At 63.2% G+C, this 23,301-nt stretch carries 23 protein-coding genes; 13 read left to right on the top strand and 10 right to left on the bottom strand.

Annotated elements, in window-relative coordinates:
* Positions 1-3 precede the first annotated feature (3 nt).
* From ACODSO_RS06980 to ACODSO_RS06965, 4 genes are all read right to left on the bottom strand, one after another.
* Complete coding sequence (locus ACODSO_RS06980) at positions 4-558, bottom strand: NuoB/complex I 20 kDa subunit family protein (RefSeq protein WP_068375664.1); 555 nt, start codon at positions 556-558, stop codon at positions 4-6.
* A 57-nt stretch (positions 559-615) separates the two neighbouring features.
* The gene (locus ACODSO_RS06975) at positions 616-975 is read right to left on the bottom strand and encodes an NADH-quinone oxidoreductase subunit A (protein WP_068375666.1); all 360 of its coding nucleotides are present in this window, start codon (positions 973-975) and stop codon (positions 616-618) included.
* A 210-nt stretch (positions 976-1,185) separates the two neighbouring features.
* Positions 1,186-1,593, bottom strand: a complete 408-nt coding sequence (locus ACODSO_RS06970; protein ID WP_489036041.1) for a hypothetical protein — start codon at positions 1,591-1,593, stop codon at positions 1,186-1,188.
* 57 nt (positions 1,594-1,650) lie between these two features.
* Positions 1,651-2,895 (bottom strand): HNH endonuclease signature motif containing protein, encoded by a 1,245-nt coding sequence (locus ACODSO_RS06965; RefSeq protein ID WP_489036039.1) that lies wholly within the window; start codon positions 2,893-2,895, stop codon positions 1,651-1,653.
* A gap of 360 nt (positions 2,896-3,255) precedes the next feature.
* Between ACODSO_RS06965 and ACODSO_RS06960 the strand changes: the two genes are divergently transcribed.
* A complete protein-coding gene (locus ACODSO_RS06960) occupies positions 3,256-3,435 on the top strand; it encodes a hypothetical protein (protein ID WP_068375691.1) in 180 nt (59 codons plus the stop codon).
* A 2-nt stretch (positions 3,436-3,437) separates the two neighbouring features.
* Here the strand turns inward: ACODSO_RS06960 and ACODSO_RS06955 are convergent, their stop codons facing one another.
* Positions 3,438-3,980, bottom strand: a complete 543-nt coding sequence (locus ACODSO_RS06955) for a dihydrofolate reductase family protein (RefSeq protein WP_489036037.1) — start codon at positions 3,978-3,980, stop codon at positions 3,438-3,440.
* 89 nt (positions 3,981-4,069) lie between these two features.
* Between ACODSO_RS06955 and ACODSO_RS06950 the strand changes: the two genes are divergently transcribed.
* Genes ACODSO_RS06950 through ACODSO_RS06925 form a run of 6 tightly spaced genes read left to right on the top strand, consistent with a single transcriptional unit; the run spans position 4,070 to position 14,394 of the window.
* Entirely contained in the window at positions 4,070-5,599 is a 1,530-nt protein-coding gene (locus ACODSO_RS06950; protein WP_489036165.1) for an aldehyde dehydrogenase family protein, read from the top strand.
* Between the two features lie 38 nt (positions 5,600-5,637).
* Positions 5,638-7,158, top strand: a complete 1,521-nt coding sequence (locus tag ACODSO_RS06945) for an APC family permease (protein WP_068375673.1) — start codon at positions 5,638-5,640, stop codon at positions 7,156-7,158.
* Positions 7,155-8,708 (top strand): GMC family oxidoreductase, encoded by a 1,554-nt coding sequence (locus ACODSO_RS06940; RefSeq protein WP_489036035.1) that lies wholly within the window; start codon positions 7,155-7,157, stop codon positions 8,706-8,708. Before ACODSO_RS06945 ends, ACODSO_RS06940 begins: the two co-directional genes overlap by 4 nt.
* Positions 8,692-10,575 (top strand): putative nucleotidyltransferase substrate binding domain-containing protein, encoded by a 1,884-nt coding sequence (locus tag ACODSO_RS06935; protein ID WP_489036034.1) that lies wholly within the window; start codon positions 8,692-8,694, stop codon positions 10,573-10,575. Before ACODSO_RS06940 ends, ACODSO_RS06935 begins: the two co-directional genes overlap by 17 nt.
* 24 nt (positions 10,576-10,599) lie before the next feature.
* Entirely contained in the window at positions 10,600-13,266 is a 2,667-nt protein-coding gene (locus tag ACODSO_RS06930; protein WP_489036032.1) for an MGH1-like glycoside hydrolase domain-containing protein, read from the top strand.
* 24 nt (positions 13,267-13,290) lie between these two features.
* Complete coding sequence (locus ACODSO_RS06925) at positions 13,291-14,394, top strand: alcohol dehydrogenase catalytic domain-containing protein (protein ID WP_489036030.1); 1,104 nt, start codon at positions 13,291-13,293, stop codon at positions 14,392-14,394.
* Here ACODSO_RS06925 and ACODSO_RS06920 read toward each other — a convergent pair.
* From ACODSO_RS06920 to ACODSO_RS06905, 4 genes are read right to left on the bottom strand one after another with little or no spacing between them, the layout of a single operon-like run.
* Positions 14,376-15,182, bottom strand: coding sequence for an ABC transporter ATP-binding protein (locus ACODSO_RS06920; RefSeq protein ID WP_489036028.1), 807 nt, complete (start codon positions 15,180-15,182; stop codon positions 14,376-14,378). The genes ACODSO_RS06925 and ACODSO_RS06920 overlap by 19 nt on opposite strands.
* 57 nt (positions 15,183-15,239) lie before the next feature.
* Positions 15,240-15,563 carry an SCO6045 C-terminal-like domain-containing protein gene (locus ACODSO_RS06915; protein WP_489036026.1) on the bottom strand — a complete coding sequence of 108 codons (324 nt, stop codon included), beginning with the start codon at positions 15,561-15,563 and terminating at the stop codon, positions 15,240-15,242.
* Positions 15,560-16,387, bottom strand: coding sequence for an MbnB/TglH/ChrH family RiPP precursor modification enzyme (locus ACODSO_RS06910; RefSeq protein ID WP_489036024.1), 828 nt, complete (start codon positions 16,385-16,387; stop codon positions 15,560-15,562). Before ACODSO_RS06910 ends, ACODSO_RS06915 begins: the two co-directional genes overlap by 4 nt.
* Positions 16,384-17,247, bottom strand: a complete 864-nt coding sequence (locus ACODSO_RS06905; protein WP_489036023.1) for a TIGR04222 domain-containing membrane protein — start codon at positions 17,245-17,247, stop codon at positions 16,384-16,386. Before ACODSO_RS06905 ends, ACODSO_RS06910 begins: the two co-directional genes overlap by 4 nt.
* A gap of 181 nt (positions 17,248-17,428) precedes the next feature.
* Between ACODSO_RS06905 and dapB the strand changes: the two genes are divergently transcribed.
* From dapB to zwf, 6 genes are read left to right on the top strand one after another with little or no spacing between them, the layout of a single operon-like run.
* Positions 17,429-18,187, top strand: coding sequence for a 4-hydroxy-tetrahydrodipicolinate reductase (dapB, locus tag ACODSO_RS06900; protein WP_489036022.1), 759 nt, complete (start codon positions 17,429-17,431; stop codon positions 18,185-18,187).
* Positions 18,188-18,193: 6 nt separating this feature from the next.
* On the top strand, positions 18,194-18,655 hold the full coding sequence (locus ACODSO_RS06895) for a tetratricopeptide repeat protein (protein WP_489036020.1): 462 nt from the start codon (positions 18,194-18,196) through the stop codon (positions 18,653-18,655).
* 2 nt (positions 18,656-18,657) lie between these two features.
* Positions 18,658-19,107 carry a flavodoxin family protein gene (locus tag ACODSO_RS06890; protein ID WP_489036019.1) on the top strand — a complete coding sequence of 150 codons (450 nt, stop codon included), beginning with the start codon at positions 18,658-18,660 and terminating at the stop codon, positions 19,105-19,107.
* Between the two features lie 14 nt (positions 19,108-19,121).
* Positions 19,122-20,030: an alpha/beta hydrolase gene (locus ACODSO_RS06885; protein WP_489036018.1), complete on the top strand. Its 909-nt coding sequence runs from the start codon at positions 19,122-19,124 to the stop codon at positions 20,028-20,030.
* A 3-nt stretch (positions 20,031-20,033) separates the two neighbouring features.
* Positions 20,034-21,254 (top strand): winged helix-turn-helix domain-containing protein, encoded by a 1,221-nt coding sequence (locus tag ACODSO_RS06880; RefSeq protein ID WP_489036016.1) that lies wholly within the window; start codon positions 20,034-20,036, stop codon positions 21,252-21,254.
* A gap of 53 nt (positions 21,255-21,307) precedes the next feature.
* The gene (gene zwf, locus ACODSO_RS06875; protein ID WP_489036015.1) at positions 21,308-22,762 is read left to right on the top strand and encodes a glucose-6-phosphate dehydrogenase; all 1,455 of its coding nucleotides are present in this window, start codon (positions 21,308-21,310) and stop codon (positions 22,760-22,762) included.
* Between the two features lies 1 nt (position 22,763).
* On the opposite strand, the gene ACODSO_RS06870 is transcribed toward zwf, so the two are convergent.
* Positions 22,764-23,231: a hypothetical protein gene (locus ACODSO_RS06870; RefSeq protein ID WP_489036014.1), complete on the bottom strand. Its 468-nt coding sequence runs from the start codon at positions 23,229-23,231 to the stop codon at positions 22,764-22,766.
* Positions 23,232-23,301: the final 70 nt, after the last annotated feature.

Genomic DNA, 23,301 nt, shown 5'->3' with positions numbered 1-23,301 from the left:
CGGTCACCGCAGCAAGCCCTTCAGCTCGATCGTCGGCCTCGATTGCAACGCAGCCTCTTCGGCGGCGCGAGCGACCTTCTCCCGATCGGCGCCGAGCGGCATCTCTTGAATCTTCTCGTGCAGCTTCAGAATCGCGTCGAGCAGCATCTCGGGGCGCGGCGGACAACCTGGCAGGTAGATATCGACGGGCACTACGTGGTCTACACCTTGAACGATCGCGTAGTTGTTGAACATCCCGCCCGAGGAGGCGCATACCCCCATCGCCAGAACCCATTTCGGCTCTGCCATCTGGTCGTATATCTGACGGAGAACCGGTGCCATCTTCTGGCTGACTCGGCCTGCGACGATCATCAGATCGGCCTGCCTGGGTGACGCCCGGAACGCCTCCATTCCGAACCTTGCGATGTCGAACCGGCCGGAGCTGGTAGCCATCATCTCGATGGCGCAGCACGCCAGTCCGAACGTTGCAGGCCACAGCGAGCCCTTACGGACATAGCCGGCAAGACCCTCCACCGTGCTCAGCAGGAAGCCGCTCGGCAGCTTCTCCTCGAGACCCATGTCAGACCCTTCTCGTTGTATGCGACTCGTTGTGTGCGACGCAGGTAGCTACGGGATCTAGTCCCAGCTCAGTCCGCCGCGTCGCCACTCGTAGGCGTAGGCAACTGCGGCACTGACGATGAACATCATCATGGCGAGCAGTCCGAAGATCCCCAGCGCATCGAAGTGCACCGCCCAGGGATAGAGAAATACGATTTCGATGTCGAAGATGATGAACAGCATCGCTGTCAGGTAGAACTTCACCGGGTATCGCCCGGCCCCCATGGGTTGAGCCGTGGGTTCGATGCCGCATTCGTAGGCATCCAGCTTGGCGCGGTTGTAGCGCTTGGGGCCGATGACTGCGGCGATGACGACGGACACGAGGGCGAAGGCGACTGCGACAGCGCCGAGGACGAAAACGGGGATGTACTCGTTCAACCTGTTCAGCCTCTCCGTACCTGCCTCGTGAGCATCTGGGGAGCTCCGTCGGCCAAGAGGTCCTTAGCCGAGAGAAAAATGTGAGCTGAAACACAGCCTACCGGTGTGATGCCCCGACTTGTCTCGGTTTTCGACCAGCGAGCTTGGCGTGTCGGCAATAAAGTTGATCTTGCACCGAGCGTTGGCCGTCGTGCCGGTCCAACGGTGGAATCACTTGTGACCGATGGAATTCGATCGGTTCGACAGCAAGTCCGTGACCGCACGGGTGAGGACGAACGGATCGATGGGATGGGACACGGCGGCCTCCGCCCCGGACCAATCGGCGAGCCATCGGTCGTCCGGCCTGCCGGTGAGTACGACAAGAGGAGGGCAATGCTCGATTTCGTCCTTCAATTGCTTCGCGACACCCATCCCGCCTGCCGGTGTGGCCTCGCCGTCGAGGATCGCGAGGTCGATTCCGCCAGCGTCGAGATAGTGCACCACCATGGGCTCGCTTGCGACTTCGAGGTACTCGAATGCAGGCAATGCGGAGTCGGGGTGCGTGCCGATCGCAGTTGTCACCGCGGTACGCGTGTTGGTGTTGCTGCTGTAGACGAGGATGCGCAGCGAGGCGGTCACGCATGCGATGCTACGTCCGAATTTTCGGCGCGGCAGTCGTTTCGGCCAACGGAACCCTCACAGTTCGGGTGGGCTGAAGTAGTGGTTTCCGTGTGGGTCGGTGATGTGCAGGACGTCGTCGGGGAGCTTCTCGGTCGGCCACAGCTTGCTGGTCTTCAAGTTGTGGTGAGTCCGGCAGAAGGGGGCCAGATTGCTGCTGATGGTCCAGCCTCCTTGTTCGGGGTTCTGGTGGTCGAACCCGATGATGTGGTCGAGGTCGCAGCGACTCGACCGAACAGCGTAGCCAGGGAATCGGCAGGTGGGGTACTGCGCTCGGACCCACTGAGCAAGAGCCGCGCTGGGCGTGTATCGCAGGGCGCCCGGGGGTGGCGTCGTGTGTCCTCCGTGACCGTCCGAGTATTCGGCGTTGGTGCGTGCAGGGTCGGTCTCCATCAGCTTCTTGTCGTGGTCGGCGAGAATGCCTGCGGTCATCGGCGACGGGGCATCAGGATCAGGTGACGGCGGCGCAGGGACATGCCCCGCAGCAAGAGGGCGAGTGCGCCCGACTGTGAGGTCTGGAGAGTCCGAGTGTGCGCGTCGGCGGCGGTCGTCGGCGCGCTGTTCGGGAGTCGGGGTCGTCATACGGGAGGGCAGCATCGAGGCTACGGCGTCGTGCTCGGCCGCTGCACGGTTCAGGAGGTCGGCCGTCGCGGCTGGGCGCGGTGGGGCGCCGCAGGTGCACGAACACGTGCAGTGCGGTGAGTGTGCGCTCTCTGTGCCCGTCGGAGGGTCGGGGACGCTGCATCGGGCGCTCGTGGTGAGGGCGTCGAGATATTTCCGACCGACCGTGAAGATGACCTGCCAGGTGGCGTCCTGGGCACGGGTGCGCAGGGTGGTGGGGTCGAGGTGTCCGTAGCCGTGAAGATACGCAGCCCGACTCTGGAGGCCGAGGATGATCTCCGGTGGTGCGCCCAGCGTGTGGTCACGGATGGTCCGTAGAACCTTCAGGTCGATCAGCCCGTCGGTGAAAAGTTGGCGATAGCACTCACGGCTGCCCCACCACACTTCGAGTGGCTCTTCGACGGCGCCAGCTGTCGAGTTCATCGCGCATGCGAGTTCGTTCGATGCGGAGGTATGGGCGATACGGTCTGCGTCCAAGGTGATGGACACGGCGACTGCGGAGTTCGCGGCTCGCGTCGCGGCGACGGCAGCATCGAGCAGCCCGGGCACGTCGTGAGAGCTGGCGTCATCGGCCGACCTGGCGTCATCGGAGTGGCCCTTGTCGATGCGGTCCTGGCCGGACTCGTCGTCCACGGTGCTCATGTGCAATCCTCCTCTCCGATACTCTCCGGTTAGAACAAACGTTCGACTTCAAGTCGTGGCCGACTCGGCGCGAGAAGTCACCAATTGTCAACAGCCGCACCTCTATTGGGGAAACGAACTCCGTTCGAGAGATTGCGGAGAGAAGGAGAGCTCGCTTCAGGCCTAGCGAGCGATGGCAAGTACTGCAGGGGTCGACTGCCCCGGCCAGACGCGTCTCGAACGGTACCGCGCGTTCCACTCGCAACCGATGTGTAACGAATCGGGCGGTACAGTTGATTAAGCTTTCAACTCCGGTGCGGTCCCCGACCCCGACTCGGGACTGCCCCGGAGTCCGACGATCGATGGCACTCGGAGGAAACCATGCGTGATCACCCGGCAGTCCAGTTTCCGCGCGGCAGCGGACCGGGCGAGGACGTGCTCACCGACTTCGGCGTCAGTCGTCCGGCGTTCGTGGGGCGCCTTCGCGAAATCATGATGAACAATCCGCCCGTAGGACTGGACGACGTCGATGTTGCCCGACTTCTCGCTGCGTGCTCCTGACCTCACTTGATTCCGTAGGTCACTATCGCGTTCCCCGCGCTGGTGACCCGCGATGCCTGCAGCTCCAGCCTTGTCAATGGATCCTGCGGCTCGAACAATCGGCGGCCGGATCCCACGATCACCGGGTGGGTCATCAACGTCAGGGAGTCGAGGAGCCCGGCGAAGAATAGGCTTCGAACGATCGAGATTCCAGCACACACCGCGATCTCGCCGCCCTCGGTGTCCTTCATCGCGGCGATGAACTGATGGGCGTCGCCAGGGATAAGCGACGTGTTCTCCCACTCCAAAGTGCTCCTCAGTGTCGTGGAGGCCACATGTTTGGAGACCCCGTTGATGAATGCGCCGAACCCGTCGTCGTTTGCCGTCGGCCAATACTTCGACCAGTCCTGGTAGCCGACGCGACCGAGAACGACCGCGTCCACGCGGGCCATCATCGCGCCGAGTTCCTCGCTCATCTCGGGGTCGAAACTATCGAACTGCCACTCGTCCGGAGCTTCGACTACTCCGTCGACGGAATGAAAGAGCCCTGCTGTCACTTTTCTCATGCCGAATTCGACCCGTGACATTCGGAAAACTCATCGCGGGCATACGGTTGATCACGAATCTTCCGGTCAGCAGCGAGAAGGAGTGCCACGTGTCCACGTCCGGCAACACAGCAATCGAACCAGGAAACCTGCGGCCCTCGCTGCTGATCGATGGAGAATGGGTTGAAGCTTCCGATGGGGGCACCCGTGAGGTCATCGATCCGGCTACCGGGGGTGTAGTGCTCGTCGTGGACGAAGCGACCCCGGACGACGCCCGACGAGCTGTCGCGACCGCGCGCAGAACGTTCGACGAGGGTACATGGGCGTCGACGCCCGTATCTGACCGGACCGCACTGCTGTCCAAGATCGCGGATCTTCTGCAGCGCGACAAAGAGCAACTTGCGCGAATCGAGACACTCGACACTGGAAAAACGTTGGCCGAGAGTCGAATCGACATCGACGACGTCACCTCGGTGTTCCGTTACTACGCCGAGCTCGCGGCAGTGCACGCAGATCGATTGGTCGATGTGGGGCGTCCCGAAATCATCAGTCGCGTCGTGCACGAACCCATCGGTGTATGCGTGATGATCGCCCCGTGGAACTATCCACTGCTGCAGATCTCGTGGAAGATCGCGCCTGCCCTCGCGGCTGGGTGCACGATGGTTCTCAAGCCCAGCGAGGTCACGCCGCTGAGCACCATCGCATTCGCCAAGCTTGCTGAGGAGGCAGGCGTGCCCCCGGGGGTCCTGAGCCTCCTTCAGGGGAGCGGCGCCGTGCTCGGCGAAGCACTGACTGCGAACCCCGAGGTCGACTTCATCTCCTTCACCGGCGGACTGGCGACCGGACGGACGATCCTTGGTGCTGCCGCAGCCAACGTCACGAAAGTGGCCGTCGAGCTGGGCGGGAAGAATCCGCACATCGTGTTCGCCGATGCCGTCGCAGATCCCACGGACTTCGAGAATTCGGTCGACCACGTGCTCACTGGTGTGTTCCTGCACTCCGGTCAGGTGTGTTCGGCAGGAACACGCCTCATCGTCGAAGAATCGATCGCCGACCGGTTCGTGGACGCAATCGCCGAGCGTGCGCGTGGAATACGAATGGGATCCGGGCTGGACGAGAAGAGCGAAACCGGACCGCTCGTGTCTCACGCGCAGCGCACCAAGATCGAAGGATTCGTCGCCCTCGGCATCGAAGAGGGCGCCGAATTGGTGATCGGTGGCACCAGGCCGGAGGATCCGCGCCTTGCCGATGGAAGCTTCTTCCTCCCGACGATCTTCGACAAATGCGACCGCTCCATGAAAATCGTGCAAGAGGAGACGTTCGGCCCCATACTCACTGTTGAGCGTTTCACAACCGAGGAGGAAGCCCTGCGACTCGGAAACGACACGAACTACGGTCTCGCGGCGGGTGTCCGAACGTCGGACAGTGCGCGAGGCGAGCGTATGGTGCGCGGACTGCGTCACGGAACGGTGTGGCTCAACGATTTCGGCATCTACACAGCCGCTGCGGAATGGGGCGGATTCAAACGTTCGGGGAACGGCCGGGAGTTGGGTCCGTCCGGATTGTCCGAATATCAAGAAGCAAAGCACATTTGGCACAACACTTCGCCAACGGCGGCGGGATGGTTCCACACTCGATAAGTTCCTCGATTTCTGCCAGACGAAAGGCAGTACGGGCCATGACACTGAATTCCGACAGCGGTATGGACGATTTCGGCTACAAGGAATCGCTCGACCGAAGCTTGGGCAAGTTCGCGAGCTTCGCCGCCGGCGTCAGCTACATCTCGATTCTCACCGGAACATTCCAGCTGTTCTACTTCGGTTTCGGTACCGCAGGGCCGGCCTATCTCTGGTCGTGGCCGATGGTGTTCCTCGGTCAACTCTGCGTCGCCTTGTGTTTCATGGAGCTGGCGGCGAAATATCCGGTCGCCGGATCGGTGTACAACTGGGCGAAGCTGCTCGGTCGACGGATCGTGGGGTGGTCGGCCGGGTGGCTGATGTTGACCGCCTCGATCGTCACGCTGTCGGCGGTTGTGCTCGCGCTACAACTGAACCTTCCTCGAATCTGGAGCGGTTTTCAGATCATCGGGGACGGCAGCGGTGACAACGATTTCGCGACCAACGCTGTCCTGTTGGGCGCGATCATGATCGCCATCACCACGACAATCAACGCCCTCGGCGTCAAACTGATGGCAATGATCAACAGCGCAGGCGTGTTCATCGAACTCATCGCCGCAGTGCTGATTGCCGTCATTCTGGCCGCGAACATCACCCGAGGTCCCGAAGTCTTCTTCTCCACCAACGGTTACGGCGCAGGCGAAAGTGGCGGCTTTCTGTCGGCTTTTCTGGTGGCCTCACTCGCGTCCGGCTACGTCATGTACGGATTCGATACAGCGTCGTCACTCGGCGAGGAGACCGTGGAACCGCGACGGACCGCGCCCAAAGCGATCCTGCGGGCCATCCTCGCGTCCTTCGTGATCGGCGGTGCCATTCTGGTGTTCGCGGTCATGGCTGCGCCCGACCTCGACGATCCGTCCCTCGGTACACCCGAGGGCAGTCTGCAGTCCATCGTCGAAGCAGTGATGTGGGGCCCTCTCGGCACGATATTCCTGATCTGCATCGTCATCGCGGTGATCGTCTGCTCGCTGGCAGTTCATACCGCTGCCATCCGATTGACCTTCGCCATGGCACGCGACAATGCACTCCCGTTCGGGGAGAGTCTGGCGAGGGTCAACCCCAAGACTCAGACTCCGGTGGTGCCGGCGATCACGATCGGCGTGCTCGCGATCGCGATCCTCGTCGTCAACGTCGGGCAACCTCAGATCTTCACGGTGCTCACCTCGATCGCAATCATCATGATCTACCTCGCTTACCTGATGGTGACCGGACCACTGCTCGCCAAGCGGCTCAAAGGCGAATGGCCACCGAAGGATCTGAAGCCGGGAGGCTACTTCACCATGGGCAGGTGGGGAATGCTGGTCAACATCGTCGCCGTCGTGTGGGGTTCGGCAATGGCTCTGAATTTGGCGTGGCCGCGAGTGGAGGTGTACGGCAGCCCCTGGTACAACACCTTCGGCGCGTTCGTATACATCGGCGCGATACTTCTGCTCGGTCTGGCCTGGTACGGGATCAAGGGGCGCCACCACATCGGTACGTTGGTTTCGCACGCATCCACCGGTGACGACAGGAGCCCTACGTGAGCGACACAGTGTTCGACTACGTCATAGCAGGAGGCGGAACGGCCGGGTGCGTCCTCGCCGCCAGATTGAGTGAGGATCCCTCCGTCACGGTCTGCCTCGTCGAGGCCGGTCCGTCCGACGTCGGTGACGACGCCATCCTCGAGCTCTCCGAATGGATGCACCTACTCGACTCCGGCTACGACTGGGACTATCCGGTCGAGCCACAGGAGCGCGGAAACAGCTTCATGCGACATGCCCGCGCAAAAGTCCTGGGTGGATGCTCGTCGCACAATTCCTGCATCGCATTCCATCCACCTGCCGAAACGCTCGACGACTGGGAAACCGCAGGAGCAACCGGGTGGGGTTCGAAGGACATTCTGCCTCTGGTAGCACGCGTGGAGAACAACGACACCGGACGTGGCCACGACGGGCCGGTTCGCATGAGGGACGTTCCGCCGGAGGATCCCTGCGGCGCAGCGGTTCTGGAGTCTGCTGCGCGGGTAGGTCTGCCTACCGTTCAGTTCAACCGGGGTAGCACCGTGCTCGACGGTGCAGGGTGGTTTCAGATCAACGCGGGCGAGGACGGCAAGCGAATGTCCACCTCGCACGCGTACCTGCATCCGATCCTGGATTCACGCCCCAACCTCGAAGTCCGAACCCACTGTTGGATCAGTGAAATCCTGATCGACGATGCACTCACTGCAACGGGCGTGCGGTATCAAAGGCCCGATCTCACGGGGTACGACACGGTGTCCGCACGTCGGGAAGTGATCGTCACAGCCGGTGCGATCGACACTCCGAAGTTGCTGATGCTGTCCGGGATCGGCCCAGCAGCACAGTTGCAGGCAATGGGTATCGCGGTCCGAGTGGACTCTCCCGGAGTGGGGGAGAATCTCGACGACCACGTCGAGGGCTTGGTGTTCTGGGATGCATCGCGTCCGATGGTGACAACGTCGTCGCAGTGGTGGGAAATCGGCGTGTTCGCGAGGACGAACCCTGACTTGAACTATCCGGATGTGATGATGCACTACGGCAGCGTGCCGTTCGACATGAACACACTTCGTTGGGGCTATCCGACAACCGACAATGGATTCTGCCTTACGCCGAACGTTACTCAGGGCCGCTCGCGTGGAACAGTTCGACTGCGCAGCCGGGACTTTCGCGATCGTGCACGTGTCGATCCGCGTTACTTCACCGATCCGGAAGGCCACGATGACGCGGTCATGCTCGCGGGGCTGAAGTTGGCTCGGACAATTGCAGCCGAGGATCCACTGGCCTCGTGGATCGAACGAGAGCTGGCGCCCGGCCCCGAAGCGGTGACCGACGACGACCTTCTCGACTACGTGCACAAGACCCACAACACGGTCTACCATCCTGCTGGAACTGCCCGAATGGGTTCCGTCAGCGATCCTTCGGCGGTTCTCGATCCGGAACTGAGAGTCAAGGGCGTTCGCAATCTGCGCGTCGTCGACGCGTCCGCGATGCCGAAACTACCTCCGGTCAACCCCAACATCACCGTCATGACGATGGCGGAGAAGTGCGCAGATCTCGTTCGTGGACGACACAGCTGAATTTCTCCGTCGGTTTCCGCCGTTCCAGTCCGCGACGCCGGGTGAGCTGGCGGAACTGGCAAGCAATGCTGTCCGATCCGAATTTGCCACCGGAGCAACGATTCTCGATGTAGATATGCGTGATGTGGATTCGGTGTGGGTGGTGTGCAGCGGTCGGGTGGTGATACTTCACCCCGAGGACTCGGCTCTGACGGCAGTGCCTATCGATGCCATCGACGTCGGTGGTGTCTTCGGCTTCTCGGCGATGCTGTCCGGGGCCGCATTCGGATTCGTGGCTCGTACGACCGAACCGAGTTCGCTGATCCAGTTGCCGGGGACTCTGATGCGTCCGCTGTTCTCGAACCCGGCGGGTCTGAAATTTCTGGCCGATGCTGTGTCGACTGCCAACGCTCAGATCGGCGGACCAACGGATCGGAGTACGAAACGAACTGTCGGGGAACTGGTGTCAGGGCCGCCGGTGCTCGTGGATCCTGAAACGGGGGTTCGTGACGCCGTCCAGCGGATGACCGACAGCGGCACCTCGTGCGTGGTCGTACCGCTACCTGACGGCTCACACGGAATATTCACCGATCGTGATCTTCGGATTCGAGTGGTCGCTGCGGGGATCGGCGTCGATACCCCGATCAGGGTGGTCATGACTGCGCCTGCCGAGACTGTCACCGCAGATCGCCTTGCTGCAACGGTGCTCGTGGACATGCTCGATCGAGGATTGCGGCACATGCCGGTGTTGTCGACTCGAGGTGAAGTGCTCGGGGTCGTCGAGGACGGTGAACTGCACGCGGCGTCGACCAGTCGCAGCTTCGTGCTGAGGCGGTCGGTTGCGCTAGCGTCCGACTCGGACGAACTAGCGGTGGCCGCGCGCAGAATCCCAGGTCTCGCGGTGGATCTGTTCCGCAGTGGAACCGAGGCCACTGCGGTCAGCGCCATTCTGTCCGTCGTCATCGACAGCGTCGTACGTCGCGCGCTCGAGCTCGAGTGGAGCGCGAATCCCGAGGTTCCGCGCACCGAGATGGCATGGCTGACGCTTGGCAGCGTCGCGCGGCGCGAGGCGATGCCGTCGTCCGACGTGGACAGCGCGCTGTCCTGGTCCGACCTGCTTCCCGACCCACACGGCGGAGAACGGACGAGGGATACGGCCTTGATGGATCTGGCGTCGCGCGTGCATCGAACCCTGTCCGAGTGTGGTCTCCCTGCCGATTCCAACGGCGCTGTCGCCAGCTCTCCGAGATTCGCCCGATCGGCCAGCCAGTGGCGAACCGCGGCAGCGCACTGGCTCAGCAATCCCTTCGGCGATCGTGGGAATCCTGCCGGAGACTCCGGCCTGATCATGTCCTCGCTGCTCGTCGACGGTCGAGTCGTCTGGGGGAACCGGGAGCTACACACGGTGCCACAGGTGTACCGGACACTTGCCGAGGATCATCCCGACGCGCTTCGCCTGCAACTTCGTGACGCCCTGGCCGGACGTGCGCGGCTTCGGTCACTACGCGACGTGCTGGCGCGACGCGGGGGCACGTTCGACCTGAAGGCACACGCCATCACTCCCATCGTCAACCTCGCCAGGTGGGGCGGCCTGTCCGTTGGACTTGCCTCCGCGTCGACCCCCGCTCGATTGGCGGCTGCGTCGGGCAACGGACTACTCGCCGATCATGACGTGAAGATTCTCACCGAGGTGTTCGATCTGCTGCAGCGACTGCGGCTCGGACATCAGATCGCTCAGGTCGAAGCGGGTGTGCCGCCCGGAGACGTTCTCGTGATGGCAGAGCTTTCGGCCCTCGAACGAAGTCTTCTCGGTGACGGCGTTCGTGAGATCGCGGCCGTGCAGCGACGCGTCGGATACCTGGCCAGCAACGTCGGCGTGCGTCCGTGACCCGGAGATAGCAGACTGGTGCCCGTGACCGACGACGACAGTCCCTCCACCGTTGAACATTCGCGCCTCGCCGAATCGCCGGGAGTCAGCGGACCGTGGCGGCAGTGGGGTCCATATCTCGCCGGTCGTCAGTGGGGCACTGTGCGCGAGGACTACTCAGCAGACGGCGATGCCTGGCAGTCCTTCCCGTTCGATCAGTCGCACGCGCGCGCGTACCGCTGGGGCGAGGACGGATTGGGCGGAATCAGCGATCGTTTCGGTTTCCTCAATTTTGCGTTCGCACTGTGGAATCGCAAGGATCCGATCCTCAAGGAACGGCTCTTCGGGCTCACCAACGGTGAGGGCAACCATGGTGAGGACGCAAAAGAGTACTGGTGGGTCGTCGACGGCACCCCCACCCACAGCTGGATGCAGTGGCTCTATCGCTACCCGCACGCCGAATACCCTTACCAGCAGCTTCGCGAAGAGAACGCCCGACGCGGGCGTGACGAACGCGAGTACGAACTCGCCGATACGGGGATCCTCGAGGAAAACCGCTTCTTCGACGTGCAGGTGACGTACGCCAAGGCGTCACCCGACGACATCTGCATCGTCATCTCGATCACCAACCACGGTCCCGAGGCCGAGTCGGTGGACTTGCTGCCACACCTGTGGCTGCGAAACACGTGGGCGTGGGGTCGCGACGACCGTGCGGGAATCCTGAGAGAGGTCGTGCCACCGGACCTTCAGACCGGCGGCATACGTGCTGTCGAAGCCGAGCACGGGTTTCTGGGAAGGTACTACCTCAGTGCCGAGGGGCACCCGGAAGTTCTGTTCTGCGACAACGAGACCAACGCCGCCGAGCTGTGGGGGCAGGAGAACCGCACGCCGTTCAGCAAGGACGGAATCGGAAACCGCGTCGTCAACGGGGACGAAAGCGCTGTCAATCCAGACCAGACCGGAACCAAGTCCGCATTCTGGTTCGGTTTCGACGATATCGCGCCGGGAGCAACGGTCGAAGTCAAGCTTCGCCTGTCCACCAACGCTCCCGATGAGCAGACTTTCGGCCGTGGCTTCGACGCCGTCGTCGCCGACCGTCGGACCGAGGCCGACGAGTTCTATGGATCGATAATCGGCGCAGATCTTCACGAGCAGGACCGTCACGTCGCTCGGCGGGCCTATGCAGGTCTGTTGTGGACCAAGCAGCTCTACCGGTACGACGTCGATCAGTGGCTCGAAGGAGACCGAGTAGGAGAGCCTGCACCCGAGTCTCGTCGAGCTCATGGAGGACGCAACACGCATTGGCGGCATCTGGCACTTGCAGACGTGATCTCGATGCCCGACGAGTGGGAGTATCCCTGGTTCGCCGCATGGGACCTGGCTTTCCACACGATTCCGCTGGCGCACGTCGATCCGGACTTCGCCAAGGAGCAGCTCGTGCTCATGTGCCGCGAGTGGTCCATGCACCCGAATGGTCAACTGCCCGCGTACGAATGGGAGTTCGGCGATGTCAACCCGCCGGTGCATGCATGGGCAGCGTGGCACGTGTACCGCATCGACGGCTACCGTGACCGCGACTTCCTGGTTCGGGTATTCACGAAGCTGCTGCTCAATTTTGCGTGGTGGGTCAATCGAAAAGACTCCGAGGGCTCGAATATATTCGAGGGCGGATTCCTGGGAATGGACAACATCGGACTGTTCAACAGGTCCGCGCCCCTGCCTCCCGGTTTCCGGTTGGAGCAGTCGGACGCGACGAGCTGGATGGCGTTCTACTGCCAGCAGATGTTCAAGATCTCGCTGGAACTCGCCCGGCACGACAGCGCCTGGGACGACGTCGCAACCAAGTTCTTCGCCCACTTCCTGTCGATCGCCAAGGCAGTGAAGTCATTTGGTTCGCAGCATATTTCGCTGTGGCACGAGGAGGACGGCTTCTTCTACGACGTGCTCGTGCCTCCTGTTGGGGACGCGGTACCGCTCCGGGTGCGGTCGATGGTGGGATTGCTGCCGATCCTCGGAGCGACCGAGATTCCGTCGTGGGTCGAGGACGAATGCCCCGATCTGACAGCACGATTGCGATGGGTTCAACGTCGTCGGCCGGAGATGATCAGTCCGCTGCTGGCACGTAAGGACGGCGGCGAGGTGAAGGTGTTGCTGTCATTGGTCGAACCCGAGCGGCTGAAGCGAGTGCTCGCGCGAATGTTCGATTCCGAGGAGTTTCTGTCGCAGTACGGGATTCGGTCCTTGTCCGCGTCCTACCGGGACGGTGTCACTTACGACATCGACGGGCGCAGCCTCTCGATCGAGTACGAGCCGGGGGAATCCCGCACCGGGATGTTCGGCGGAAACTCCAACTGGCGCGGCCCGATCTGGTTCCCGGTCAACGTTCTGCTCGCCGACAAACTGCGGGCGTACGGCCGTCACTACGGCACGTCGTTCACTATCGAGATCCCGACCGGCTCGGGCAACCACTGCACGTTGACCGAGGCCGCCGATCTCATCGACAACGGTCTGGCATCGCTGTTCCGACCGGTGAACGGTAAACGGCCTGCCGACGGTGACCGGATCGAATCCAGTGACGATCCACTGTGGAGTGTGCACCCGACCTTCAACGAGTACTTCGACGGTGACACAGGTGAGGGGCTCGGCGCTTCCCATCAGACCGGATGGACAGGGCTGGTCGCCCACCTGCTCCGGCCGCGGCTACCGCTGTGAGGCGGCTCACCTAGAGTGGGGCGAATGAAGATCCGCGGCGCAGTACTCGAGGAAATCGGACGATCCCGGCCCTTCGCCGAATCGCAGCCCATCTCCATCTCCGAACTGGATCTCGCACCGCCGGGTGACGGCGAGGTCCTCGTCCGTATCGAGGCCGCAGGACTGTGTCATTCGGACCTGTCCGTCGTCGACGGGAACAGGGTCCGGCCGGTGCCGATGTTGCTCGGTCACGAAGCTGCCGGGCGTGTCGAGTCCGTCGGCCACGGCGTCGACGACCTGCCGATCGGAACACGCGTGGTGATGACCTTCCTGCCACGCTGCGGTGAGTGCGCGGGATGCCGGACGGACGGTCAGATGCCCTGTATTCCCGGCAGTGCCGCCAACAACGCGGGAACGCTGCTCGACGGCGGTGCCAGGCTGGTTCGCGACGGCGCCGAGATCAAGCACCACCTCGGGGTCTCGGGGTTCGCGACGCACGCGGTGGTCAGTCGGAAGTCCGTCGTGGCGGTCGACGACGACATCCCCGCGGACGTTGCTGCGGTTCTCGGCTGCGCAGTTCTCACCGGTGGGGGAGCGGTTCTCAACGCCGGCCGGCCCCGCCCAGGACAGTCGGTCATGGTGATCGGTCTCGGCGGCGTCGGGATGGCGTCCATTCTGACGGCAGTCTCCGTCGGGGCAGGGGAAGTGATCGGCGTCGACGGTGTCGCGGACAAACTGGCCATTGCTCGGGAACTCGGTGCGACACAGACCTATTCGCCGGCCGAGCGTGAAGAGCAGGGAATCAGGGCTGACATCGTCATCGAAGCTGCCGGAAACGCTCGTGCGTTCGAAGCAGCGGTCGCTGCGACCGCGCCCGGTGGTACGACCATCACCGTCGGCCTCCCGGCTCCCGACGCCAGGTCGTCGATCTCGCCCCTCGGCCTCGTCGCCGAAGCACGGACCATCATCGGGAGTTACCTCGGTTCCGCCGTTCCGGCACGGGATATTCCGAAATACGCCCAGATGTGGCGTGAAGGAAGGCTTCCGGTGGAGAAGCTGATCAGTTCGCGCATCGAACTCGACGACATCAATCGCGGGATGGACGAACTTGCCGACGGCAACGCGATCCGTCAGATAATTACGTTCTGACCGGCGGTCGCTGCCCATCGTCCATTGCGGCGGTCGATGACGATGGGGTGGTCGAAGCAGTCGCTGATGTTGGCCGTGGTGATGACGTCGTCGACGAGACCGTCGGCGATGATGCGGCCGTCGCGAATGAGAACGGCGTGCGTGGTGGACGCCGGAATTTCTTCCAGATGATGGGTTACGAGGATGCTGGCCAGGGAGGCGTGATCGGCACGTGAATTGTCCAGAGCGGTCAGAAGTTGCTCTCGGGCAGCGAGATCGAGCCCGGTAGCCGGTTCGTCGAGGAGCAGCAAGGCTGGACTCGGTAGAAGTGCTCGTGCGATGAGGGCCCTACCGCGTTCCCCCTGGGACAGCGTGAACCACCGCGAATCCGATCGGTGTTCGACGCCGAGCGATTCGATCAACATGCGGGCCCGTGACTCTTCGAACTCGGACGGCGACCACCGTGGAACCAGATCAGGGGTGTTCGTCATGCCGGTCAGCACCGTCTCGAAGAGAGTGAGTGACGCCTCGACGCGTAGCCGCGGATCGACGTGGCCGATGTGCGTGCGAAGTTCGCGCATATCGACGCGACCGAGTCGATGGCCGAGGACGTGCACGCTGCCGTGAGTGGGATGTACGAAGGCACCCAGCAAGCTGAGCAACGTGCTTTTGCCTGCGCCGTTCGCGCCGAGCAATACCCAGTGTTCGCCCTCGGCGACGCACACGGATGCATCGCGCAGCAGGTATCGCCCGTTTCGAACCAGATCTACATTGTCGGCGCGCAGCACGGGCGTCGTTCCACTTGTCACCGATCGACCGTACCTGTCGAGATGTAACGAGGCAGGTGAAGGTACTGGGCCGCACGTTCACGTACGGCGCCTGAACCTCCACCACCGGCGCGCGGGTCGCTGGAGGGCGTCGATCGAGTACAGGTGGTCGAGGAATTCGCGCGCTTCCTGTGCCGAGTCGCTGTGTGGGCAACTTCGTGCCCAGGTGACGAACAGTGAACCGAACCGATCACCCAGCACCGAAGCCTCGATCGGGAGACGGCGGGCAACCGCTCCGGCACGTTTACGTAGCAGGGCAGCGGACGCGAGGGACAACGCGTCGGAATCGAAGCCGATCGGCAACGGCCCACCCGCAACGAGGGCACGAACGAGTTCACTCTGACGGCTCCCGAGATCGCTCACGACCGTACCCATTCTGTGCTTGTCGCAACGGGTTCCATACACGCGGCGTAGGCGATCGCATCAAGTTCGGCCAGGAGTTCGGTCGCAGGTGGGTAGTGGCCGTCGCGCTCGAGCATGACGGCAGGTCGACACCCCGAGTGCGTCAGTTCGCGGAGCAACTCCACGACCTCGCTCGGGACCGGATCGGTGTGGGTGTCGTGATAGACACCGTCGCGAATGCTCCCACCGGCGATGTGACAGTATGCGATTCGATCCAACGGCAATCGCTGTAGCTCGGTCCACGGATCCCTCCCGCGATTGAGGGCGTTGGCATAGACGTTGGCGATGTCGAGAACCAACGCAACGCCGGTGCGGTCGATCAGCTCGGCAAGGAATTCTCCCTCGGTCAGCTCGTCGTCTGGCCAATCGAACAGGGCGGCAATATTTTCCACTGCCAATGGCACGGGTAGGCCGTCTTCGGTGATCGCAATGTTTCGGGCCAGTGCGTCCAAGGCCTCGTACGTGCGCGGTACGGGGAGCAGATGCCCGGCCTCGATGCCGCCTGCTCTCACGAAGGCGATGTGCTCGCTGACGAGAGGGGCATCGAGGAGCGCCGCAACCCGTGCGAGATTCTCGACCCGCCGGCCGTCCACTGTCTCATCGCTGCCCAACGACAGCGAAACACCGTGCGGAACAATCGGCAGGTCCAGCTCGGTCAGCGCCGTCGGTGCGACGGTGCCGACGGATTCTGCGATTACCTCACAGAAGTCGAGGCCATCGAACTGGGCGATGATGCCTGCGATTTCGGGACGCCAGCCGATGCCGAGTCCGCTCAGTGAGGTCATCCGCCGCACCCTCCGCCTCCACCGCACCCTCCGCCTCCACCGCAGCTGCCTCCGCCTCCGTCGCTACCACCGCTACTGCCGCCGTCGCTGTTCAATCCTGCCGCGCTGGCGAGCCCAGGATCGATCAACAGCAGCGCGGATCCGGCGAACAGGGCGGCTGACACGCCCGCCATGCGCGGTCCGTATGCTGCGAAGGCAGGCCGGGCGCTCGGCGCGAGATAGCCGTGAGTTCCGGACAGTGTCCGCACCACCGCTCGTCCAGCGCGGGTCCGGCCGTCGGAGATCCGCAGAACGGCTGCGGCGGTCACGGTCCCCGTGACCGCCAGGACCAGGAACATAACCGGCTTGCCGCTTGCGATTCCGAAGGCTATTCGTACGATTCCGACAAGTGCGAGGACGATGAGCGGGACGATGTTGAGAGTCAGGCTCCGCGACCACGAGGCCGGCGCACAGAACCCGCCCTGGACCAACGACTGGCGCAGCGCGGCTGTCTCCGATGTCAAGCGGTGTGCGAGCGAGTTTCGCTGTCCGGACGCGGAGGCCAGCGCAAGTTTCGTGTACACGGCACGGGTGAACGGATCGAAAGTGACGTCGCTGTGCGGAAGCGGTCGTAGAATGTGACCGCTCACCGTTATCAGACCGGCGGTGCGGAGTATCGCCAGTGATGCCGCGATCGCTCGGCCTGGACCGCCCGCCAGCATCCCTAGCTGGGGCGGCGTCAGGCGGTCTGCGGCCACCGCTGGCATGGACTTCGGGCTGAACAAGATCCGGAATGTGACCGCGACGACCACGAGACCGAGCCCAGTGACGACGTAGAGCTTCCAGAACACCTCCGACGGAATTCCCCATGTGTCGGTCATTCCCTTCACCCCCTTCCCCAACAAGGTTGTCTGCCAACTGATGTCAGTATCGGGCCGATCGGCGAAAAAGCGAATTGTGGAGATCTATCGTCACCTATCCGTTACCGGCGTATCGGAAGTTTCGGGTAGGTCAGTAGGCTTCGACGTGCACGAAGTGTCGAGAGTTCAGAGCGGAGCAGAAGTGAGTTCAGCAGCACCTATCCGGGTCGGCGTCCTGGGTGCCCGCGGCAAGGTGGGCCAGGCGATCTGCGCTGCCGTCGACGCGGCCGCGGACCTGGACCTTGTCGCTACCGTCGATCAGGGCGATGCGATGTCGACGTTCGTCGACGCGGACACGCAGGTGGTGGTTGATTTCACTCACCCCGACGTCGTGATGGACAACCTCGAATTTCTGGTCGGACACGGAATTCACGCCGTCGTCGGAACCACGGGTTTCGACGAGCAACGACTCGACACTGTCCGTTCCTGGCTTGCGGCGTCCCCCGACACCGGAGTGCTGATCGCACCAAACTTCGCCATCGGTGCGGTTCTGAGTATGCGGTTCGCCGAGCAGGCCGCACGGTTCTTCGATTCGGTCGAGGTCATCGAGCTGCATCATCCGAACAAGGCCGACGCGCCCTCGGGTACCGCGTACCGTACGGCGGAACTCATTGCCAAGGCTCGTGAAAAAGCAGGCGTAGGCCCGTCGCCCGATGCCACGACTGCCGAATTCGACGGTGCCCGCGGTGCCGAGGTCGACGGAGTGCGAGTGCACTCGATCCGCCTCGCCGGACTGGTCGCACACCAAGAGGTCCTGCTGGGCACGCAGGGGGAGACGCTGACGATTCGTCACGATTCGCTCGATCGGACGTCGTTCGCGCCGGGCGTGCTCCTCGGGGTACGCGAGATCGGCGCGCGCCCTGGACTGACCGTCGGACTCGATCCGTTCCTCGACCTGTAACCCGGCATGAACAAAGCAACGAAGGTCCTACTCGTCATCGGCGTGATGGTGCTGATTCTCGGGTTCTACTTCTACCTCTTGGGGACGCGTGGAGTGTCGCTGATCCGGACCGGCGGTGTGGTCAACATCGGACTCGGGATCGGCGTCATTCTCCTTCCGATCATCGGCGTCTGGATTGTCGGTGCAACGCTGAAGGCTGGGTTCGAGCATCAGCATCTCGCGCAACGGATCCATGAGGAGAACCTCGAACTGGATGTGTCCGACTTACCACGGATGCCCTCGGGGAGAATCTCGCGCGATGCGGCGGACGAGATGTTCCAGCAGGTCAAGGCCGAGTGGGAGAAGGATCCGGACAACTGGCGCAACTCGTACCGCCTGGCCCGAGCGTACGACTACGCCGGTGACCGCGGTCGTGCTCGCGAAACGATGAAGCGAGCGGTCGCACTCGAACGCGAGGACGCCGCCTGACGATGTCCACCCTCCTCGTCGTTCATCACACGCCGTCGCCGCCGACACACGAGCTGCTGGAGGCGGTGTTGGCGGGCGCGGCGGATCCCGGTATCGAAGGCGTGACCGTGCGCTGTGTACCTGCTCTCGGCGCGACCGTGCCCGACGTCTTGGGCGCGGACGGATACCTGTTCGGTACGTCGGCGAATTTCGGCTACATGAGCGGTGCGCTGAAGCACTTCTTCGACACGACCTACTACCCGTGTTTGGGTGCCGTTGCCGGACGGCCGTACGGCGTGTGGGTACACGGCAACAACGACACCGCGGGTGCCGTGTCCGCCGTCCGCAAGATCGCGACCGGTTGGGGACTGGAACTGGCCGCGGAGGCTCTCGAGCTCACCACGGTGAACAAGGCGAGCAGGGATTCCGGTTACGAACTCGGAGGGACCCTCGCTGCGACAGTGATGGGCTGACTATCGTCGCCTTCATGACTGACCGCTATGCGAGTTTTCTGCCTGCGGAATATCGGACCGAAACACAACCGACGTCGACGACGTGGAAGTGGCGCGACATCGAGGTTCACGTCGCCCGCGCCGGCACCGGAGATGAGCCCGTCCGGGTACTGGCGATCCACGGTGCAGGCGGGCATTCCGGGGCCTTGTGGCCGTTCGCCGCGCTGGCAGCGACCCGGGGAGCCGATGTGTTGTTTCCGGATATGCCGCTGTACGGGCGAACAGTCGTCGCTGACCCAGGGCGGGTGCGCTACCAGGACTGGGTCGACATGCTGTGCGACCTCGTTATCGCTGAGCGGCAGCATGATTCGAGGCCGTTGGTCCTCTTCGGCGCAAGCATGGGCGGAATGCTTGCCTACGAAGTTGCCGCGCGCACCGGCGAAGTCGCGGACGTGGTCGCGACGTGCTTGCTCGATCCCTCGGATCCTGCTGCACGCTCGGCGGCCGCCCGCTTCAGCGTTCTCGGTGGACCGGCTCCCATGTTGCTGAAGATCGGTGCTTCGATGCTGGGCCGGGTCCGGGTACCGGTGCGGTGGCTGATGGACATCGACAAGATGAGTCTCGACCCGGAACTGTCCAGGACGTGCGCCACTGATCCACTCGGCGGCGGGGTGTCGGTCCCGCTCGGATTTCTCAGTAGCTTCATGTCCTTTCGGCACACGCTCCCCGAGGACTACTCGGGACCGAAGGTCACTCTGGTGCATCCAGCGGAGGATCGCTGGACACCGCCGGAACTCAGCATTCGGTTCTTGAATCGGATCGCCGGGGAGAAGACTCTCGTCCTGCTCGAGGGGTGCGGGCACTTTCCGATCGAGGAGCCGGGTTTGTCGCAGCTCGCTGCGACGATGGAGGATATCGCTCGCACCCACGGTTGGAGCCGGTGACGCATGCGCGAGATGACCGCGGCGATGGCCAGACGCACTGCGCTGGCAGCTCAGGGTTTGGCGTCTGCGCACCCGGTGACCGAGCGGGGCGCGTCAGCGCGAGCTGTGCACAAGGTGATCGGCAACACCCGTCTGCTGCAAATCGACTCGGTGTCCGTGCTCGTTCGCGCGCACTATGCGCCCGTGTTCAGCCGGGTCGGTTTGTACGACCGTGGCGTGATCGACGCCGCTGCGTGGACCGACACGGCTCGAAAGCCGCGCAAGCTCGTCGAATACTGGGCGCACGAGGCGGCTCTCATCCCCGTCGAGGACTGGCCGTTGATGCGCTGGCGGATGGAGCTGTACCAGCACGGGCGATGGGGCGGAGCCAAGACGGTTCTGGAACGAAGTCCCACTCTCGCCGACGATGTTCTGGACGTGATCGCAGACCGTGGACCGTCCAGTGCCGGTGAGATCGAGCAAGCCCTCGAGACACCTCGCCCCGGGCGCAAAGGTCCGTGGTGGGATCGCAGTGACGTGAAGATCGTCTGCGAGCAGCTCTTTTCGGCAGGTGTCGTGTCGGTTGCTACTCGCGCCGCGTTCGTCCGGCACTACGACCTGACCGAACGCGTCGTTCCCCCTCACGTACTGGCGCAGCGGATCGACGAGTCCGACGCGGTTCGTACCCTGGTGGCTCAGTCCGCGCTCGCGCTGGGTATCGGCACCGAGCCGGATCTCCGTGACTACTACCGTCTTTCGCAGAAGCAGACCAAGACGGCGATCGCCGACCTGGTGGAGGACGGAACCTTGGAGCAGGTTGCCGTCACGGACTGGGGCGCTCCCGCGTATCTGCACGTCGACGCGCGAATCCCGCGGTCGGTCAAAGGCGCTGCTCTGTTGTGCCCGTTCGATCCGATGATCTTCTTCCGCCCACGCGTCGAGCGGATCTTCGGTTTCCACTACCGCATCGAGATCTACACCCCGCAGCACAAGCGGGTGCACGGCTATTACGTGTTCCCCTTCCTGCTCGACGGCGAACTGGTGGCGCGGGTGGATCTGAAGGGAGACAGGGCGCGGTCCGAGCTCCAGGTCCTCGGCGCGTTCGTCGAGGGTGGCCGTGACGCTTCGGTCATCGCCGACCGGCTCGCGCCGGTGCTTCGTGAACTGGCCGGATGGCTCGAACTGGAGTCGATCACGGTCGGTGAGCGAGGCGATCTCGTGTCCGAATTGGCGGCGTCGGTGTGACCGATCGATGCTTCGGTCAGCAGGAGGAGCCCATCGGTGCCACTATTTCAGATGTGACAACGCCTGCGTCTGCGCAATCGAGTGAACTGCCACCCCAGGTCGTGGTGCTGTTCGGCGCCACCGGTGACCTGGCCCGAAGAAAACTGCTGTCCGGGATGATGCACCTCGCACTGTCCGATCTGGCGCCGCGGATACGAGTCGTCGGAACGTCCCTCGAGGAGATGACGAGCGACGAGTTCCGTCAGATGGCGCTCGAAGCCATCGACGAGTACTCCACACGCAAGGTGTCCGAGGAGCAGTGGCGGCAGTTCGCCGGAAAGCTCAGCTACGTATCGCAGAAAGCCGGTCCCGCGGCTCTCGGTGAAGCTGTCGCTCGTGCGGAGATCGAACTCGGACCCGGCACGAGACGACTGCACTATCTGTCCGTACCGCCCAAAGCTGCACTGGCAGTAGTTGAAATGCTCGGTGCTGCCGACCTGGTGAAGCGGTCACGCATCATCATGGAGAAGCCGTTCGGCACCGATCTTGCAAGCGCGATCGCGCTCAATGCCACAGTCCACGAGACGTTCGACGAAGACCAGATCTTCCGCATCGATCACTTTCTCGGCAAGGAGCCGGCCCAGAACATTCTGGCGTTCCGGTTCGCGAACGGGCTGTTCGAACCGATCTGGAACCGCAACTTCATCGACCACATCCAGATCGACATTCCGGAGAAGCTGACCCTGGACGGACGGGCCAACTTCTACGAATCGACCGGTGCGTTCAAGGACATGGTCGTCACCCACCTCTTTCAGGTGCTCGCGTTCATGGCCATGGAACCACCTACCGCGCTCGAGCCTCGCGCAATCAGCGAAGAGAAGAACAAGGTGTTTCGGTCGATGCTCCCCATCGACCCACGGAAGGTCGTGCGAGGGCAGTACGCCGGGTATCGGTCCGAGCCGGGCGTGGCCCCCGACTCCGAGACCGACACATTCGTCGCCCTTCGGTGCGAGATCGACAACTGGCGGTGGGCAGGCGTGCCGTTCTACCTCCGCACCGGAAAAAGGCTGGCCGAGGGGCAGCGGATCATTTCCATCGCGTTCAGGGAGCCGCCGAAGAGCATGTTCCCGACCGGGTCGGGCGTCGGTGCCCAGGGGCCCGACCACCTCACCTTCGACCTGGCCGACGCATCGAAGGTGTCGTTGTCGTTTTACGGAAAGCGTCCGGGACCAGGTATGCGTCTGGACAAATTGAGCATGCAGTTCGGGATCCATGAAACAGAGCGAGTGTCCGACGTCCTCGAAGCGTACGAGCGCTTGATCCTCGACGCCATGCACGGCGATCACACGCTGTTCACCACAGCCGAAGGCATCGAGCGGCTGTGGGAAGTTTCGGCGCCGCTGCTGGCGGACCCGCCGCCGGTGCGCCAGTACACGCCCGGTTCGTGGGGTCCCAATGCCATTCACCAGCTGATCGCGCCGCATGCGTGGCGGTTGCCGTTCGAGCGGGCGTGGCGCGAAAAGAAGTAGTTCAGTAGGGACGTTCCTTGCGCATCTGATCGCGAAGGGCTCCCTGAACCGCCTGCGAGAGCCACGAATTGAGGGATACACCGTTCATCGACGCGGCCTCCTCGGCGCGCTCCTTGACGTGCTCGACCATGCGGAGTGTGACGCGCCGCATCTCACCGGTGACGTCGTCCATCGTCGGGTAGTCCTCTGGTCCGACCTGCTGCTCGGCTTCGGGTGGAGCCTGGGCGGCGTGCGCGGTGACGTCGGCAACAGCATCCGTTCCGGCAAGCCGAAGATGAACCGTGTGTCCGTCCAGCTGCTCGGAAATCTCGTCGGCGAAGTCCGAGAGCGCCTGCAGCAACATCAGTCTCGCCGATGCTTGCGCCGCGGCCCCGAGGCTGTCGGCTGTCTTTCTCGTGTGATCGTCACCCAGGGCGGCTGCAGCGAGCAGATCTGCCCGTAGCGCGGAGGTGTACTTGTCGAGTTCCATGACGTCAGTGTGACGCCATTTGTGGCGTCACGCAAGACGTCGTAGTGATGCACGCATAGAGTGCGAAGAG

Source organism: Rhodococcus sp. FG69, assembly GCF_057808915.1.
This window is presented reverse-complemented; position numbering and strand designations above follow the sequence as displayed.

Bases quoted from the DNA above. Each gene is read 5' to 3' on its own strand.
- ACODSO_RS06980 (WP_068375664.1), bottom strand. From the start codon at position 558: ATGGGTCTCGAGGAGAAGCTGCCGAGCGGCTTCCTGCTGAGCACGGTG.
- ACODSO_RS06965 (WP_489036039.1), bottom strand. From the start codon at position 2,895: ATGAGCACCGTGGACGACGAGTCCGGCCAGGACCGCATCGACAAGGGC.
- ACODSO_RS06960 (WP_068375691.1), top strand. From the start codon at position 3,256: ATGCGTGATCACCCGGCAGTCCAGTTTCCGCGCGGCAGCGGACCGGGC.
- ACODSO_RS06955 (WP_489036037.1), bottom strand. From the start codon at position 3,980: ATGAGAAAAGTGACAGCAGGGCTCTTTCATTCCGTCGACGGAGTAGTC.
- ACODSO_RS06945 (WP_068375673.1), top strand. From the start codon at position 5,638: ATGACACTGAATTCCGACAGCGGTATGGACGATTTCGGCTACAAGGAA.
- ACODSO_RS06925 (WP_489036030.1), top strand. From the start codon at position 13,291: ATGAAGATCCGCGGCGCAGTACTCGAGGAAATCGGACGATCCCGGCCC.
- ACODSO_RS06910 (WP_489036024.1), bottom strand. From the start codon at position 16,387: ATGACCTCACTGAGCGGACTCGGCATCGGCTGGCGTCCCGAAATCGCA.
- ACODSO_RS06905 (WP_489036023.1), bottom strand. From the start codon at position 17,247: ATGACCGACACATGGGGAATTCCGTCGGAGGTGTTCTGGAAGCTCTAC.
- ACODSO_RS06895 (WP_489036020.1), top strand. From the start codon at position 18,194: ATGAACAAAGCAACGAAGGTCCTACTCGTCATCGGCGTGATGGTGCTG.
- ACODSO_RS06890 (WP_489036019.1), top strand. From the start codon at position 18,658: ATGTCCACCCTCCTCGTCGTTCATCACACGCCGTCGCCGCCGACACAC.
- ACODSO_RS06885 (WP_489036018.1), top strand. From the start codon at position 19,122: ATGACTGACCGCTATGCGAGTTTTCTGCCTGCGGAATATCGGACCGAA.
- ACODSO_RS06880 (WP_489036016.1), top strand. From the start codon at position 20,034: ATGCGCGAGATGACCGCGGCGATGGCCAGACGCACTGCGCTGGCAGCT.
- ACODSO_RS06870 (WP_489036014.1), bottom strand. From the start codon at position 23,231: ATGGAACTCGACAAGTACACCTCCGCGCTACGGGCAGATCTGCTCGCT.